Genomic DNA, 15,863 nt, shown 5'->3' with positions numbered 1-15,863 from the left:
GCTTGAGCAAGTAAGCGCGCAATACTTGTTTACGCAAGCAAGTCCGCGGGAACGGTTCCCGCCAGGTTCGGAAGGAAACGACCATGCGAGTACTGCTCACCGGCGGCACCGGTTTCATCGGCTCCACGGTGGTGGAGGCGCTGCGCGGCGGCGGCCACGACGTGACCGCCGTGGTCCGCAGCGAGGCATCCGCCAAGGCCGTGGAGGAGGGCGGCGCCGAAGCCGCGCTCGGCGACCTGAGCGACGTCGGGTGGCTCACCGGACAACTCTCCGGCGTCGACGCCGCGATCAACCTCGCCGCGCTCGACGCCGCGGGCGAGGACGCCGTGATCGCCGCAGTGGTGCGAGCGTTCGCCGGTACCGCGAAACCGTTCGTCTCCACCGGCGGCGTCTGGGTGTGGGGCGACAACCGGGACATCACCGAGGACAGCGCCCTCGCTGCGCCGCCGATCGTCGCGTGGAAGATCGAGCGGCAGAACCGCCTGCTTTCCTCGACCGTGAAGGCATCGGTCGTGGCGCCGGCCGTCGTCTACGGCCGTGGCCGCGGCCTACTCGCCGGCCTGTTCACCTACGGGCCGCGCACCGACGACGGCGCGCTACGACTGGTCGGCTCCGGCGACCAGCACTGGGCCACCGTCCACGTCGAGGACCTCGCCGACCTGTACCTCCGGGTCCTGGGGAGGGCGCCGGGCGGCGAGATCTACATCGGCGCATCCGGGATCAACCCAACGGTCCGCGAGCTGGCGCAGGCGGCCGCCGGTCCGAACGGCGTCGTCGTGGCGGAGTCCGACGACGACTCGCGGGAGCGCCTCGGCGCCTACCTCGCCGACGCCCTCCTGCTCGACCAGCAGGCCAGCGGCGATCGGGCCAGGCGGCGGCTGGGCTGGCAGCCGGATCGCCTGAGCGCCGTCGAGGAGTTGTCCGGGCGGTGATCGCCGCAAGGCCGCCGTCGCGCCGGGACCGATCTCACCGGTCCCGGCCGGCGAAGGCGCCCTCGAGCCGGGCGATCGTCGGTGCGTCGAGTTCGACGCGGGAGACGGCGAGGTTCTCCTCGAGGTGGCGCATGGACGACGTGCCCGGGATCAGCAGCACGTTCGGCGACACCGCGGCGAGGAAGGCAAGTACGACCTGCGCCGGCGTGAGGTCCAGCGCCCGGGCCACGCCGACGACGACCGGATCGGACAGGATGGCCTCGCGGCGCGGCCGGGGAAATCCCAGCGGTACGAACGGCACGAACGCGATGCCGCGCCGGGCGCACTCCCGCAGCACGCCGGCCGATCCGCGGTCCAGCGGGCTGAACGAGTTCTGCACGCACGCCACCTCGGTGATCCGCAGCGCCGCGCGCAGCTGGTCCAGCGAGACGTTGCTGAGCCCGACCCCGCCGATCAGGCCGTCCTCGCAGGCCTGCACCATCGTGCCGACCTGTGCCTCGAACCGGGCATCGGCGACCCGGTCGCCCATGACCCGCAGATTCACCGCCGGCAGGTGGCTGACACCCAGCGCACGCAGGTTGTCCTCGATGCCACGGCGCAGGTCCGCCGGCTCGTCCCACGCGTGGATGCCGCCGTCCGCCGTGCGCCGCGCGCCGACCTTGCTCACGACGACCAGGTCCGTTGGGTACGGGTACAGCGCCTCGCGGATGAGCTCGTTGACGACCCGGGGACCGTAGAAGTCGGCGGTGTCGATGTGATTGACGCCGGCCTCGACCGCACGGCGCAGGATCGCCAGCGCCTTGCCGCGATCGGCAGGCGGGCCGAAAACCCCGGACCCGGTGAGCTGCATCGCGCCGTAGCCGACGCGGTTGACGGTGTACCGGCCGATGGAGAAGGTTCGCATGTCCGCCCTCCGCTGGCTTGACAGGTGGCCTGCTCTGACCATACTGAACTTGCTAGCGCAAGCATCCATTGGGGGTTCCGTTGCTGCTGGGACTGACCGTCGCCGACTTCACCTGGAACGGCGGCGCCAGAGAGATCGGCTCGTCACTGCGCCGCATCGCCTCCTCGGCCGAGGAGGCCGGCTTCGCCCGGATCGCGGTCATGGACCACCTGTGGCAGGCGCCGGTCGTCGGCGCGTTCGAGCGCGAGATGCTGGAGGCGTACACCACGCTCGGGTTCCTCGCCGCAGCGACCGAGCGGATGGAGTTGCTCACCCTGGTGACTGCGACCGCCTATCGCCAGCCTGGGCTCCTCGCCAAGATGATCACCACCCTGGACGTGCTGTCCGGCGGGCGCGCCTGGCTCGGCATCGGCATCGGCGCCGGGTTCAACGCGGCCGAGGCCGCCGGCCTGGGCCTGCCGTTCCCGGCGACCGCCGAGCGGTTCGAGCGCCTGGAGGAGACGCTGCGGATCTGCCGGCAGATGTTCGACGGCGACGAATCACCCTTCCACGGCCGGCACTACCGCCTCGCCCGCACGCTCAACTCCCCCGCGCCGGTCCGCCGCCCGCCGATCCTGGTCGGCGGCTCGGGCGAGCGCAAGACGCTTCGCCTCGTCGCGTTGTACGCCGACGCCTGCAATCTGTTCGCCGGTCCCGACCTGCCGCTGAAACTCGACGCACTGCGCCTGCACTGCGAGCAGATCGGGCGCGACTACGACTCAATCGAGAAGACCGTCCTCTTCCCCCTCGACCCGGGCCCCGGCGGGCGGCAGATCGACCGGCTGCTCGACGCGCTCACCAGCTTCGCGAAGCTCGGCATCGACGCCGTCTACGGCCCGGTGCCCGGCGCCGACTCCCCCGCCACCCTGCAGCTGCTGGCCCGGCACGTCATCCCGGCCGCCGCCCAGCTGCGACCGTCCCGGATTGGGTGAGCGAATGCCCGAAGCCCCGCTGACGCCGGACCAGGAGGTCCTGTGGCGCGCCCTGATGCGCATCATGGCGACGCTGCCCCGGCTGCTCGATGAGGACCTGACGCGATCCAGCGGCGTAACCCTCACCGAGTACTCCACGCTGATGAACCTCTCCGAGGCGGAGAACCGGGAGATGCGCCTGACCGACCTCGCCAACGCCATCGGGCTGTCGCTGAGCCGGATCAGCCGCATCGTCGAGGACCTGCGCACCCGGGGGCTCGTGACCAAGCGCCGGGCATCCGCCGACAACCGCGGCAACATCGCGACGCTCACCCCCGCCGGCCTGCGGCGGCTCAAGAAGGCCTACCCCGACCACCTGCTGAGCGCGCGCCGCCGGGTCGTCGACCACGTCGACGCGGCCTCGCTGGCGGAGGCCGGCCGCGCGCTGACCACCATCGCGGAGCGCATGGTCGACTCCTCTCCCGCGACCCGCCCGAGCGAGCCCCTACACGGCTGACCCGCGCGGCACGCCCTTGTGCGGCCAGGCCGCCATCCGAGCCTGACGCTCACCGCGCGAGTTCCCGCAGCACGTGTTCCTGTTCGCCGACCGGCGCACCCGACCTCCGCGCGTGCCGCCTTGCCCGAACTGGGCTTCCCCTTGAGATGTGGACACCCTGAGACTGGATGTCGGTCCAGAGGAAGGGGTGTCCCCGTTGGGGCGTCCGTCGAAGTACACGGAAGAGTTCCGGCGTGATGCGGTCGAGTTGGTCCGGGTCGGCCGGTCAACGAGGTCGCTCGTCAGCTGGGGTTGAGTCACGAGACGCTGCGAAACTGGGTCCGTCGGCAGGACCCGCCGGCGCAGCCGCAGGGCGCGGCGGCGGGTGTGGGGTTGTCGGTGGCGGACAAGGACGCCGAGATCGCTGTGCCCCGCATCGCCGTCAGCGCCCGGAACGGGGCCCGCAGCGCCTCTCGCTTCGACTGCGCACCGAGCAGCATCATCAACGCCTGATGCGACGGCTCGTTGCCCGCTCATACTCTCCAACCACCACGGCATCGAAGGTTCGGTCCGGATCGGCAAGAGACTGCAGCAGCTTGACGGCCTGCGGCCGGTCCCGCCACGGCAACCGTCGGCTGCGATTCGTATCGAAGAACTCCGCCACCGACCGTGCCGTGACCCGCACGAATCTTCGACTGCGTCCCGCGGCCACCGCCGCAGGACGCCCGCTCCTGAAAGTCCGCCGGAGACACACGCCCGTAGAACGCGAACCGCAGCCCGTTTGCTTCGCCAGGCGTCGGTCTGCTGTTCGGCGCGGGCGTCGCGGAGGGCTTCGTGCAGGTGTCGGGGTCGTAGCGTCAACTGTCGTCGGCGCTGGGCTGAGCGGGTGCACTCGGTTCGGGCCGGGCAGGTGATGCAGGCGCTGAGGGGAAGCTGACCACGATGACGTCCTGGCCATCTTGGCGGGTGGGGTTCCAGGTCGCCGAGTGGTGACCTTGTGGGCAGGTCGCACGCTGTTGGTCGAAGTCGATGGTGAACGCGTCGCGGGCGTAAGGGCTGTTGGTGCGGGCGTGGCGGGAGGAGTCGCCGCGCATCGGGGCGATCAGGCGGACCTGGTGCTCGGTGCGGCAGGCCAGCAGGTTCGCGGTGGACGGGTACCCGGCGTCCATGAGGTGCTCGGCCGGCAGCAGATCCCGGTCGGCGAGCATGTCGCGGGTTCGGCATCGTCATCGCCGAGTCGGCGACGGCCTGATTCCTTGGCCGACATCTCGCGTTCCTACTGGGTGAGGTCGATGAGGAATTGATCGATCAGCGCAGCCACCTCGGCTGGGCATTCCCGCGGCAGGTCGTGCCCGTAGTCGAGGACCGCCAGCCTGGCCCCCGGGTTCTCGATCGCGATGCGCAACTCGAGGACGTTCGGCGGGTAGAACGGGTCGGCTGTGCCGCCGATGATGAGTGCGGGCACCTGCGGCGCGTGGGCTAACTCGTCGGTGAAGTCTGCGGTCGCGAACGCGCGCATCGATCCCGCGAGCACCTCCGAGGTGAGTGTCGATGCCTCCTGCACCGCGGGGCGCAGGACATGCTCAGGTAGCGGTTCCTTGGTGATGTAGTTCTGGATGCCAACGAAGGCTTCGGGGCTTCCGGCACCGCCCGACATCCAGGCGATGGTGTCCTCGTCCGCTTCCTCGTCCACGGTCGACGAGGGCGTGGGTGCCACTCCCACATACCCGAGCACCCGGTCTCCTGCCAGGACACGGATGTACTGAGCGTACTTGGCTCCCATGCTGTGCCCGATCGTGACGAAGCGGTCCAGCCCCGCGGCGTTTGCGGCCGCCAGGACGTCCTCGGCGTAGCGCTTGACGGAATGCTCGAGCCCCTCGCCGGCGGAGCTGCCGTGGCCGCGCAAGTCCGGGAGCACGTAGCGGCGCCCTGCGGTGGGTAGCTCGTCCACGACCGTATTCCACGCGTTGCCGGTGCACGACCAACCGTGTACCAAGACGACGCCGAGGGGCCCATCGCCCACGACGCGATACCCCACAGTGGTGCCATCCAACGATGTCGTAGTTTCCATGCTTTCCCCCTTCCCGACGTGAGCCGTCGCTAGAGCTGACGGAGCGTAGGCAGGACTTCCGTCCGGATCAGTGACTGGCTTACCGCAAGGTGAGGCGCTGAGGGAGGGGCGGCACGATCATCGATCGCGCCGCCCCTCCCACAGCGATGTCAGGCGCCGACGATGTCCAACGTCGTCACAGTTCTCATGCTCTTCGGGTACGGCTTGTCGAGTATGAGCGCAATCTCGGCCTCGATGTGCGCGGCCATGATCGCTTCTGCGGCGTCGCTATCGCCGTCGCGGATCGCCTTGGCGATCTCACGATGCTTCGCGATGAAGATGTCGGTTGCCCTCGAACCGATCACACGATGGAACCGGCCGGTCAGGTCCCAGATCAAATCGAGCAGGTCGATGAGTACCTGGTTCCTCGATGCCGTGTAGATCGCCCGGTGAAACGCGCGCTCGGCGTCGACGGCCCGCTCACGCCAAAACGCGACGTCATTCGCAGCGGCGTCGATGCGAATACTCGCCTCGCTGTCGGACTGGGCAACGGCCAGCCGAATGGCCAGGCCGTCCAGCCGGCCGCGAATCGCGAGAAGGGACTGCACCTCGTCCGGCACGATCTGGGCAACACTCACATCGCGATGCGTCCGAGCGTTGACGAGGCCCTCGGCCTCAAGCCGACGCAGCGCCTCACGCAGCGGAGTAGCGCTGACTTCCAGTTCTGCCGCGAGCTTCGCCTGATCGAGCCGGACGCCCGGAGCGAGTTCGCCTGCAAGAATGGACTCACGCAGGGCGTGATAGGAGACATCCGCCTTGCTGCTGTACGTGATGCGCGGGGAAGCACCAGTACCGATCATGCTTGCACCTCTCGCCCCGACCAGCGCTTGTTACAGCCTATCGTATACATGCAGTCTCCCGCTGCTGCGCGCGCTGTTGCGGGCAGCGCAACGGCGACACGGATCTCTCCAAGCGCCACCGGCTGATCATGGGAACAGCCCTTGGGTGATCATTCCTCTTGTCTAGCGGGCTGTTCCAGATTGGGTTTGTGGTTCGGGGCCGCTGAGCTGTGTTGTGGGGTGGGCGGTGGCCCGGTCCAGCCGCCGCCTGGCCGCTTCCAGCTGCGCGTCAGCGGGCGGGGCCCCGAGCCCTCGGCCGTGCGTCAGGCGCGCTGGTCGGAGATCTGCGGGTGCGCCGGAACGCCGGCGACTGACCGGTCGCGTACCGGTAGGACTCCTCGACGAGACTCCAGACGAGCTCAAGTTCTTCGTCGTCGCGAGGCGCGTACACCAGCACGGTGCCCGGCGTAGCCAGGCCGAGCCACGCGACGGTGTGCAGCTAGGCCCAGCCGCCGGAAATCGCGTAGACGGCGAGCTCCAGTGGCAGGTGCAGGTGCAGACTCGAGTCGGGGCGCGGGTGCATGTGCGCGAACTCGCGCTCGATGATGAAGGCTTCCTTCGGGCCGGCCAGCACGGATTCATCGAGCCACAGTGCCGTCGCGTCGGGCACCGAGATCTTGCTTTCCACCGCACGGACATTCGGCAGCAGCTCGAAGCAGCGACGGTACGGCTCGTCCCAGATCTCTGGCGCAGCATGCTGGGTGATCTGCTGCTGCGGCTCCTTGTTGGTGGTGTCCGGCCTGGAGCCCTCGCGCTTCGGGAAGATCTGGGCGTAACCGCTCAGGTCCTTGTCGTGCTTGGGACGAACCCCTCCAGCGGAGGGATGGTGTAACCCACTGGCTTCGGCATCGCGCTTCCTTCAACTCGGTCATCAACGCCTCGCGTCGGTGCGGGACGCGTGGCTGGCACGCACTGCGCCCCGATCGGACCCACGAGCGCACACCTGCGCTGAGAACGCAACTTATAGGCTGCATCCGATCGTTTACAAGAGGTCAGGGGAACTTTGTCGGCGTTTCCGCAGCTCAGCCCTGGATTTTGAGCCGGCGTGTGACTACGAACTGCGGAACTCGGGGTCAAAATCTTGTAGGGATTTTCTCAAGATCCTTGCTCCCCGGGCTCCACCGCTGCTTTGCTGTGCATCCGATCTTGACGGACGCCGTGATCCCGGCTCGACGAGTTGTGAGCCGTGTGACCAAGCGTCGATGGGTCGGCAGTACATGTCGGGACGCCGCCAAGCGGGGAGTGGGAGTGCAAACGGGGACTGGGAATGCAGTGGCCGATGGCAAGTTCCGGGATCTGGCCGCGTCGATCCAGCGGGGAATGGGCGCGATGCCAGAGCCGGCGGGCGAGCTGACACCGGAGCACGTCGTCCGGCTGTGCGCACGCACCGTCGCCGAGTGGGATGCGGGGCGGCACGTGCAGGCGACGGTCCGATTGGACGGCTGGCCCGCCGGGCTCCTCATCGCGCCGTACGTTCTGCGCGACTTGACCCCGGAGCGCCTGGCAGCCGCCTGTCAGGAGGCGCTCAACGCAGCCCGCACCAGTAGTTTGCGCCTGCTCGCCGAGGGACTGCACGGACTCACCGGATTTCGAGGGACGACGGAGTCACGGGCATGGTGGCTGTCGATGTCGCGGGACTTCGCGAGGCGGCTGACGGCTACGTCCGCTACGGCGAGAACTTCGGCAACGTCGCGAAGACCAGCATCCCCAACTGCTCCCTGCCCTCGTCGGCGACGCCCGTGGTCGACTTCGGGTTCCAGAGTGCCTACCGCGCCGCGTACGAGGCGATGGACCTGGCCACTCGAACGCTCAGCGGGACTCTGGGCACCATCGGACTGGCGCTCACCCGGGTCGCCAATCACTATGAGAACAACGAAGCGGCCAACACGCGAATGTTCCAGGGTAAGCCGATCACGGCTCCCCGGCGCCCAAGCCCCGGCGGATGGACACCGACGTCAGCGGCGGCGCGTTCGACCGCGCCTACATCGGCGGGTTCGGAGCGGCGGCGCTGATCCTCACCGCGGGCCAGAGAATGTTCGCCGCGGCCGGGCCGTTCGGTCTCCCCCTGCTGGGCATGGGCATCCCGCTTCTCACCACGGTAGTGCTCAACCTCCGCGACCCAGTTCCGTACTTCGAGGCCCAGGAAGGCTGGGGCGAGGTGGGCAAGGTCCTGAACGACGCGGCGAGCAAGGTCCCCCAGCTCTGCTACGACGTGGTCTACCGCGGCAACTGGCAGGGCGCAGGCAAGGACGCCTTCTACGCCTGCATCAACAACGACATCCAGCCCAGCCTGGGCGCGATGAAGGACCTGAACAACAACATGCAGCTCGCCTGCATCACCGGCGGCATCGCCATGGGTACCGCGATCGCCACGTTCGTCGCGGCCACCCTGACCGCGACGGGCTTCTGCGCCGCGGCCACCGGTGGTACCGCCGCGCCAGCCGCCCAGGCCGCTGTCACGATCACCATCTCCCAATGGGTGATCTTCACGCTCGAACTGCTGGCCGAGGTGGGTGCAGTCTTCGGCGGTATGGCGCTCACCAGTGTCCAGATCGGCCAGTCGTACGACGCCCTCAAGGCTTTCCTCGGTGGGAAGGACCAGCAACTGGAGGCGGGCTCGCTGCAGCTCAGGCCGACGGAGGTAACGGCGATCGCCGACTGGGAGAACGGCTGGATCAATGGCGCATGGTGATCGCTGAGGCTGGTAGAAGGTGGTTGGCGGAGGTCGGAGGTGCAGATGGTTTCGATTCCAGGCATCACGTGGCGCCACGTCCGCTCGCAGACGTGCGTCCGGGACGGTTCGTGATGGCGGACCTGGACGACGCGGCACGGCCTGAGGTCGCGTCATCGTCCCGGCACGTCCGCCGGGCTCGCCTGCACGACATGCTTGACAGCGCGAGCAGACATCGATGCGTGCTGGTTACTGGGACGGCGGGAGTTGGGAAGACTGAGCTGATCCGGGCCTGGTGCGCCGAGCAGACCGTCGTCACCTTTCACGATCTTGCCGACGACGGACCGGCGCGTCTGCGGGCGCATGTCCCGTCCAAGTCATCGATCCCAATGGTGTTGGACAACGTACACTGTGCCAGCAACGTGCAACTCGACGACATCATCGGTCTGCTCGCCGAGCCGGCCGGGCCGAGGCTGGTCATCGCCGGCCGGTGGGTGCCGCCGCGGTTACGCGCTCGCCTGCGGGCCGGCAGCACCACAGAGGTCGACGGATCCGCGCTCGCGCTCACCGAGGACGAGACCGCGCGACTCTGCGCCCGGTATGGCCACCTATCGCCGGAAATCGTCGCCGAGGTGTACGCGGTGACCGGCGGCTGGACCGCGGGCACGGTCATCGCCGCCACGAGCATGGCCAACGATCCGGTCGGCACAGAGCATCACCTGCACGAGCTGCACGCCATTGGCGTGACCCTGCACGACTACATCGTCGGGGACGTCTTGGCGCACCTGTCCGACGACGACCGCCGAGCCGTCGTTGACACCAGCTCGGTGGAAGCCGTCTGCGCTGGACTGTTCTCCGCCCTCACCGGTCGCCCCGACGCCGCGCGGCTCCTGGAAGACCTCGCTCGAGACGGCATGTTCGCCGTTCCCGTCGGCGAGCACGGCTGGCATCGATACCGCCAGCTGTGGCGCACGGCCCTCTACATCCATGCTCAGCACTTCGAGCCGGACCGGCTACGAATCTTGCATCGCACTGCCAGCGACTGGTACGCCACGCACGGCCGGTATCGCGAAGCGGTCCACCACGCAACCGCTGCCGGCGATCATGTTCACGCCGTCGACCTGACCACCAGGTACCGCTTCGACATCATCGCCAGCGGTACGCAGGTCGCCATGACTCCGGCACCGTCCCGTTCCTGGCCCGGTCCGAACCCGGCCTTCAGCAGACCGTCCCGGCCTGCCGGACCAGCGCTCGCGGTTGCCGGCGCGATGCCACGGACAGCGGTGGCGGCCGAAAACGCCCAGAATGCGAATGCGCGTTCCGCCGCCCGAGGTGTCGTCGAGTCGGCCGAACCCGCCATTGTCGCCTTGAACGCCGGCCGCCCGCTGGAAGCACGGGCGCACGTCATGACCTGGCTTCCCGCCGCCCGAGCGCTCGGACCGCTCCCCCACGCCCGGGCGCTGCGGCATTCGGCCACCGCGGAGCTGCAGCTCGGCAACCTCCGACTGGCCGCGAGCCAGGCCGACCAGGCCCGCCGGATCCTCGCCGATCACGGCGTCAGCGGTGCGCACGACGACGGCTGGGCCCGGATCGTGCTGGCCGGCGTGCACATCCAACGCCACCAGCTCACCGCCGCCGCTGAGCAGCTCTGCGGGCTCGCCGTCGACCTCTGGCACGCCGACGTCCTGCTCACCGCGGCGGAGCACCTGCACCGCGCCATGATCGAACAGCAGCGCGGCGACGTCCGGGCCGCACTGCACACCACCCAGCACCTCATGCAGACCTGCGCGCCGTCAGCGGAGGCGGTCCACCTACACATCCGGCTGCTGCTGGCCAACGGATACCGCACCGACGCCGAACGCTACGCCATGACCCACGCGAAGCAGCTCACCGAACCGCTCCGCCGCCTCATCGAGGCCAACCTGCTGCTCGCCCGATGCCGGGCGGCCGAGGCCACCGAAACGCTGCAGACGTTCTTCCAACGCACCGACGGCTCCGCGCTGCACCGCATCGACGCCCTGCTCCTGCTCGCGGACGCGGCGGCACAGGTCGGCCACCTCCAACGCGCGGCTCACCTGTGCCGCCAAGCCGACCGGATCGCCGCACCGGCCGGCATACGGCGCCCGTTCCTGCTCAACGAGATGCGCAACGGTCCCGGCCGGAGTCCGGCATCCCACGCGGCGTCCGCGCCGCCGCCACCGCAGCGCGTGCCATCGTCACCGGCCAAGCTCACCAACCGCGAACTGACGGTCCTGCGCCTGCTCGACAGCCTGCTCACTGTCGCCGAGATCGCCGACCGGCTCCACCTGACCGACAACACGGTGAAATCCCATGTCAGCAGCATCTACCGCAAGCTCGAGGTGCACCGCCGTCGTGACGCCGTGCGGCAGGCACACACGCTGCATCTGCTGTAACCGACGAACCAGCGACCGGCGCATTGCAACGCAGCTGCGGCGGGCCCCGGATGTATCGGTGATGTGCGTGGTGTGTGCCGGGCGCTCGTAGCGTGCGGGTAGGGGGTATTTGGCGTTCGGTGCCCAGGTGCTGCTCAGCGCGACCTTCGCGGTCGCGGCGGTGGCGAAGCTGCGTGACCTGGCCGGGTTCCGGCGGTCCCTCCCGAGTTCCGCAGTTCGTAGACACATGAACGCGATGCGTTCCGTGTTGTGCCTGGTAGGCGGCCTGCCGGGCGGTCTTGGGTCGTTCGGAGTGTCAGAAGTGTAGTAACACGACTTGGAACTTGAGTCTTGTGCTGCAAGGGCTGATGCGGTTGGTTCGTGGACATGTTCCTGCGGTTCACGTCGCGGACGAACGCCGACGGCAGCGTGGTGCGCTACGTCGCCCTGGCCCACAACCGGCGCGTCGACGGGCGGGTCAAGCCCGACGTGCTGATGAACCTCGGCCGGGCTGACCAGGTCGACGTGGCCGGGCTGCGCCGGCTGGCCGCCTCGATCAACCGGCACTACGGCGACGCGCGTCTGGCTGGCACGCAATCCGAGCCCTGGTTATCGGGTTGGTCGCGCAGACCGGGCAACGCACGGTCTGCGGGATGCTCACCGGTGCTGGGCTGGCCACGTCGTGGTCGCATCATCGGGCGCACCGGTTTCTTCTCGGCCGCCCGCTGGCAGGTCGACCAGCTCGGCCTGGCCCTGTTCGATCTGGTCCTGACCCGCCTCGTCGCAGACGGCGCCGATCTGCACCTCGCGGTCGATGACACCGCGCATCGCCGTCGGGGTAAGAAAGTCCACGGCGCCGGGTGGATCCACGACGGCTCCGCCCCGGCGCGTAACAAGCTGGCGTTCGGGCACCGCTGGGTGGTCGTCGGCGTCATCGTGCGGCCCTCGTTGCTGTCCCGGCCGTTGTGCCTGCCGGTGCTGTGCCGGCGCTGGCGGGGCAAGGGCACCGCCTCTACCGTGGAGTTGGCCGCACACATGATCACCGCTATCGCCGCCCGGGTGCCGGGCCGGCGAGTGCACGTCGTGGCCGGCGCCGCGTACCACGGCAAAAGCCTGCGGGATCTGCCCACCCAGGTGGCCCGCTACGCCGCCCGGTGGGCGATCGAGGTGACATTCTTCGACACCCGCCAGACCCTCGGCGTCGGCCAGGCCCGCAACCGCACCGCACAAGCCGTGAACCGCACCTGGGCGTTCGGGATGTACGTCTACACGATCGTCGTGCTCTGGTACGCGCTGCACGGCCACCGATCCGGGATCGTCACCGACCGCCACATCCACGCACCCTGGTACCTGTCGAAGACCGACCCGTCATTCGCCGACATGCTCACCGCGCTACGACGCACCCTCATCGCAGCCCGATTTATGGGCTCCCGCCCAGCCCAACCCACCAACGCAGAAATCCGCCAGGTCCAGCGAGCATGGGCACTCGCAGCCCCATAACCACGAAAGAACCACGAAAGTCGAGGGCGACCGTCATACAGGTTATATACAGTCGAAGCACGTGCTGCCCCGGGAACGCCCTGGGGCGCAACCAGTCGAAAAGGTGACGGCTTGCCCACCAAGCAGCTCTACCAAAGCAAGGCAGGTGCCGCCCATGGCATCCTCCGCGAACAGATCCTCGATGGAACCCTGGCAGCGGGGACGATCCTGAACCAGGAACAGGTCGCGGCCGACCTGGGTATGAGCACCACGCCGATCCGCGAGGCGCTACGCCGGTTGGAAAGCGAAGGACTCGTCCTCATGCCCGCGCACCGCGACGCCACGGTCGCGCCGCTGGACCTAGGCGAGTTTCTCCTATTGTTCGACGTACGCGCCGAGTTGGACACGATGGCCGCCGGCTACGCGGCAGAGCGCCACACCGACACCGACCGCAAAGCGTTGCAGAAGGCAGTGGGCGCGCTGGAACGCCGACCCAAAAATTGGATACCCACGATGCGGGGCTTCTACTCCGCCGTCTACCACGCGTCTCACGACACAATCCTCATTGGACACCTGGAGCGACTGTGGGACCAGTCGCGCCGGTACCAGCATGCGATGCGCGACTTCTCCGACACTGCGCTGTTTCCCCGGACGTATCGCGACATCGTCGACGCCATTCTCGAGCACGACGGGCCGGCTGCCGAGAAGGCCATGCAGAAGCACCTAGCTGACGCCCGCGAAGCGATCAAGCGCACAATCGCAACTTTCGCACGCGGCGCCACCGCTTCCTAAGACCTCCCGGCATCGCGCAAGAAGTCTTCAGGGCGTGCTGGCGAGCTCGGCGTAGGCACTCTTGAAGTAGAGCAGCGGTCCGGTGCCCGCGCGCGACCCCAGGTCTCGGACCTTAGCGACCACGATGATGTGGTCGCCGGCGTCGTACTCGCAGTCGAACTCGCATTCGATCCATGCGAGCACGTCCGTAAGGACGGGGTTGCCGTGGGTGGGCGACGGCTCCCACGTCACTCCCGCCCACTTGTCGGTCCCGGATCGGGCAAACTGTGTGCTCAGCACCGACTGCTCGGCCGCAAGCACATTCACTGTGCACGTGCCGGCGCGTCTGATCGACGGGAACGTCGAAGACGTCCTGGCCACCGAGACGGCCACCAATCGGGGGTCGACCGACACGCTGAAGAACGACTGGCAGGTCATCCCGACCGGATTCCCGTCGACCAGGGCTGTGAGCACGGTGACGCCGGAGCAGAAGTGCCCGAGCACAGACCGGAACTGCGCCTCAGCGCCTGTGTTGGCGACGCCGTGATCCGGGGCGGGCATTGTAGACATCGATGGCCCCCTAACGCGGAATGACAGGCACGAGAAGCCGCGACGGATAGGCACGCCCGTGGTGGGCAGTGCAGGCACACCCAGTACTTCCAGGCCGCTGGTGGCCTTGACGGAACGAGCACGCCGCTTACCAATGCCCCTCGTCCATCCGGGGTACGGCTCGGTGACATGCCGGTGTGCTCCATGACGCCGTCCACTGCTGCTGGTACCTCGCCCGGGCTGCGGGCCAGACAGGCACCGCCCCCTGGTTGCGTATCCTGTCCAGCTGGCGCACCTTGTGGTCAAGGTTGGGCTGGGCGCCATGACTGGTTGAGCACCAGACGATCGCGACGGTGTCTGGGCTGATCATTGCCCCGGATGCGCCGCGTCACTGTCCGGCGACGCCAGCCGTGCTGTTGCGAGTTCGCGGGGTTCGGCCCAAGGTCAGGCCTCGCAGTGTCCGCGCCAGGACGGCGATCGTAACGGCGAACACCACGCCCACTGGCATCACGACAGCCCAGGCCGGATCGTGGCCGCGCAGGGCGGCGACGACTGGCGTGACCACGATCGGCAGGCAGGTCAGCGCCAGGAACACCAGCTGTCCGGCGGCGGTGGCGTAGCCGAGCGGATGGCGGCGCAGCAGCTGCACCCCGCTGACGGCGACGGCGGGCAGGAAGAACGCGAGGTCGAGGACGTGCACCGGGGATGAGCGCGAACGTCGCCAGTCCGAGGACCGTGGTCCAGAGCAGGAACAGCGGGCCGAACTACACCGAGAACGCGTAGATCGCGTAGTTGTAGACGGTGAAGGCCAGGCAGCCCAGCCACGTGAGGTAGGCGGGCAGCGACCCGCGGACCGCGGCGACCCCGAGCACGACGAGCAGCGGCGCGACCAGGGCCAGGTTCACCGCGTCCTGCGCCGCGGCCGCATCGGCCAGGACGGTGGTCTCCCTGCCGTAGATCCGGTGCTCGGCGAGAAGCCCGGCGATGCTGCCGGCCGCGGCGAGACCGGCGGCGGCCGACGCCAGCCGGCTCCAGCGGCGCGCCAGCCGGACCGGTACGTCACCGGTTCGGTGCGCGGTCCAGCCTGGACGGGTCCGCGCCGCGGAGGCGGGCCGCGTGTTCATGCTGTGTCACCCGGGTGCGGTGCGCGCCGGCGGGCCCAGCGGACCAGTTCGTCCACGCACCACACGAGGACCGGGAACGGGGCGATGATCGCCAGTTGTGCGGGGCTGAGCGCGGCGGTGCCGAAGATGTCCTGCAGTGGCGGGGTGTAGATGACCGCGGCGGTGAAGACCAGCTCGAAGGCGATGCCCCACAGCAGGAACCGGTTGGTGAACAGCCCGATCGTGAACAGTGAGGCGCGGTCGGTGCGGGCGGCGAACGCGGTGCCGATCTGGCAGGCAACGATCCCGGCGAAGGTGACGGCGGTGGCCTGCAGGTAGGCGTGGTGGAGCGGGGTACCGGCGCCGGTCGGGTCGCCGGGGTGCCAGCCGGCCTGCCACAGCGTGAAGAGGTAGCCGCCCATGACCAGTACCGCGGACACCCCGCCGAGCAGGAGCCAGGCACGGACCAGCAGGGCCCGGTCGATGACGCCGGCAGCGCGGGGGCGCGGCGGGCGGTCCATCAGGCCAGCGGTTGCCGAGTCCACCACACGTCGCCGGCGCGGAGTTCCGCGGCGGTCTGCGCGACGGCATCGAAGGTCTTGGGTAAGTTGTTCTGCTGCCGGGGCGCCACGTAGAACAAGATCTCCGGCCGCTCGACGCGACGAT

At 68.7% G+C, this 15,863-nt stretch carries 16 protein-coding genes and 4 pseudogenes; 10 read left to right on the top strand and 10 right to left on the bottom strand.

What is annotated here, in order from left to right; all coding sequences use genetic code 11:
- Window positions 1-83: 83 nt before the first annotated feature.
- Complete coding sequence (locus ACFPIJ_RS52200; RefSeq protein ID WP_380126993.1) at window positions 84-932, top strand: NAD-dependent epimerase/dehydratase family protein; 849 nt, start codon at window positions 84-86, stop codon at window positions 930-932.
- Between the two features lie 34 nt (window positions 933-966).
- Here the strand turns inward: ACFPIJ_RS52200 and ACFPIJ_RS52195 are convergent, their stop codons facing one another.
- Window positions 967-1,836, bottom strand: coding sequence for an oxidoreductase (locus ACFPIJ_RS52195; RefSeq protein WP_380126992.1), 870 nt, complete (start codon window positions 1,834-1,836; stop codon window positions 967-969).
- A gap of 80 nt (window positions 1,837-1,916) precedes the next feature.
- On the opposite strand from ACFPIJ_RS52195, the gene ACFPIJ_RS52190 reads away from it, so the two are divergent.
- From ACFPIJ_RS52190 to ACFPIJ_RS52180, 3 genes and pseudogenes are all read left to right on the top strand, one after another.
- The gene (locus ACFPIJ_RS52190) at window positions 1,917-2,807 is read left to right on the top strand and encodes an LLM class F420-dependent oxidoreductase (RefSeq protein ID WP_380126991.1); all 891 of its coding nucleotides are present in this window, start codon (window positions 1,917-1,919) and stop codon (window positions 2,805-2,807) included.
- Window positions 2,808-2,811: 4 nt separating this feature from the next.
- Complete coding sequence (locus ACFPIJ_RS52185; RefSeq protein WP_380126990.1) at window positions 2,812-3,303, top strand: MarR family winged helix-turn-helix transcriptional regulator; 492 nt, start codon at window positions 2,812-2,814, stop codon at window positions 3,301-3,303.
- A gap of 261 nt (window positions 3,304-3,564) precedes the next feature.
- Window positions 3,565-3,795 (top strand): annotated as a pseudogene (locus ACFPIJ_RS52180) (transposase); the annotation flags it as partial.
- Here ACFPIJ_RS52180 and ACFPIJ_RS52175 read toward each other — a convergent pair.
- The 5 genes and pseudogenes from ACFPIJ_RS52175 to ACFPIJ_RS64615 form a co-directional block, all read right to left on the bottom strand.
- A complete protein-coding gene (locus tag ACFPIJ_RS52175; protein WP_380126989.1) occupies window positions 3,785-3,946 on the bottom strand; it encodes a hypothetical protein in 162 nt (53 codons plus the stop codon). The pseudogene ACFPIJ_RS52180 and the gene ACFPIJ_RS52175 overlap by 11 nt on opposite strands.
- Window positions 3,947-4,116: 170 nt before the next feature.
- Window positions 4,117-4,506 (bottom strand): annotated as a pseudogene (locus tag ACFPIJ_RS52170) (hypothetical protein); the annotation flags it as partial.
- Between the two features lie 52 nt (window positions 4,507-4,558).
- Window positions 4,559-5,353, bottom strand: a complete 795-nt coding sequence (locus tag ACFPIJ_RS52165) for an alpha/beta fold hydrolase (protein WP_380126988.1) — start codon at window positions 5,351-5,353, stop codon at window positions 4,559-4,561.
- A gap of 149 nt (window positions 5,354-5,502) precedes the next feature.
- On the bottom strand, window positions 5,503-6,192 hold the full coding sequence (locus tag ACFPIJ_RS52160; RefSeq protein ID WP_380126987.1) for a GntR family transcriptional regulator: 690 nt from the start codon (window positions 6,190-6,192) through the stop codon (window positions 5,503-5,505).
- 268 nt (window positions 6,193-6,460) lie between these two features.
- Window positions 6,461-6,805, bottom strand: a pseudogene (locus ACFPIJ_RS64615) (luciferase domain-containing protein).
- Window positions 6,806-7,844: 1,039 nt separating this feature from the next.
- On the opposite strand from ACFPIJ_RS64615, the gene ACFPIJ_RS52150 reads away from it, so the two are divergent.
- From ACFPIJ_RS52150 to ACFPIJ_RS52130, 6 genes and pseudogenes are all read left to right on the top strand, one after another.
- On the top strand, window positions 7,845-8,243 hold the full coding sequence (locus ACFPIJ_RS52150; protein WP_380126985.1) for a WXG100 family type VII secretion target: 399 nt from the start codon (window positions 7,845-7,847) through the stop codon (window positions 8,241-8,243).
- The gene (locus ACFPIJ_RS52145; protein WP_380126984.1) at window positions 8,174-8,923 is read left to right on the top strand and encodes a hypothetical protein; all 750 of its coding nucleotides are present in this window, start codon (window positions 8,174-8,176) and stop codon (window positions 8,921-8,923) included. The genes ACFPIJ_RS52150 and ACFPIJ_RS52145 overlap by 70 nt, the downstream gene beginning before the upstream one ends.
- Window positions 8,917-11,316 carry a winged helix-turn-helix domain-containing protein gene (locus ACFPIJ_RS52140; protein WP_380126983.1) on the top strand — a complete coding sequence of 800 codons (2,400 nt, stop codon included), beginning with the start codon at window positions 8,917-8,919 and terminating at the stop codon, window positions 11,314-11,316. Before ACFPIJ_RS52145 ends, ACFPIJ_RS52140 begins: the two co-directional genes overlap by 7 nt.
- A gap of 366 nt (window positions 11,317-11,682) precedes the next feature.
- Window positions 11,683-11,874, top strand: a pseudogene (locus ACFPIJ_RS64610) (IS1634 family transposase); the annotation flags it as partial.
- Window positions 11,875-11,958: 84 nt separating this feature from the next.
- The gene (locus ACFPIJ_RS52135) at window positions 11,959-12,795 is read left to right on the top strand and encodes a transposase (protein ID WP_460494818.1); all 837 of its coding nucleotides are present in this window, start codon (window positions 11,959-11,961) and stop codon (window positions 12,793-12,795) included.
- Between the two features lie 111 nt (window positions 12,796-12,906).
- Window positions 12,907-13,566 (top strand): GntR family transcriptional regulator, encoded by a 660-nt coding sequence (locus ACFPIJ_RS52130; RefSeq protein ID WP_380126982.1) that lies wholly within the window; start codon window positions 12,907-12,909, stop codon window positions 13,564-13,566.
- A 27-nt stretch (window positions 13,567-13,593) separates the two neighbouring features.
- Here the strand turns inward: ACFPIJ_RS52130 and ACFPIJ_RS52125 are convergent, their stop codons facing one another.
- The 4 genes from ACFPIJ_RS52125 to ACFPIJ_RS52110 form a co-directional block, all read right to left on the bottom strand.
- Entirely contained in the window at window positions 13,594-14,106 is a 513-nt protein-coding gene (locus ACFPIJ_RS52125) for a flavin reductase family protein (RefSeq protein WP_380126981.1), read from the bottom strand.
- Between the two features lie 376 nt (window positions 14,107-14,482).
- The gene (locus ACFPIJ_RS52120) at window positions 14,483-14,794 is read right to left on the bottom strand and encodes a hypothetical protein (RefSeq protein ID WP_380126980.1); all 312 of its coding nucleotides are present in this window, start codon (window positions 14,792-14,794) and stop codon (window positions 14,483-14,485) included.
- A gap of 64 nt (window positions 14,795-14,858) precedes the next feature.
- On the bottom strand, window positions 14,859-15,218 hold the full coding sequence (locus tag ACFPIJ_RS52115; protein WP_380126979.1) for a hypothetical protein: 360 nt from the start codon (window positions 15,216-15,218) through the stop codon (window positions 14,859-14,861).
- Window positions 15,215-15,742 (bottom strand): cation transporting ATPase C-terminal domain-containing protein, encoded by a 528-nt coding sequence (locus tag ACFPIJ_RS52110; protein ID WP_380126978.1) that lies wholly within the window; start codon window positions 15,740-15,742, stop codon window positions 15,215-15,217. The genes ACFPIJ_RS52115 and ACFPIJ_RS52110 overlap by 4 nt, the downstream gene beginning before the upstream one ends.
- Between the last annotated feature and the right edge of the window lie 121 nt (window positions 15,743-15,863).

The organism is Dactylosporangium cerinum (genome assembly GCF_042653625.1).
GTDB classification, from domain to species: Bacteria; Actinomycetota; Actinomycetes; order Mycobacteriales; family Micromonosporaceae; genus Dactylosporangium; species Dactylosporangium cerinum.
The sequence above is the reverse complement of the archived record's forward strand: the minus strand, read 5'-3'. Positions and strand labels throughout refer to the sequence as shown.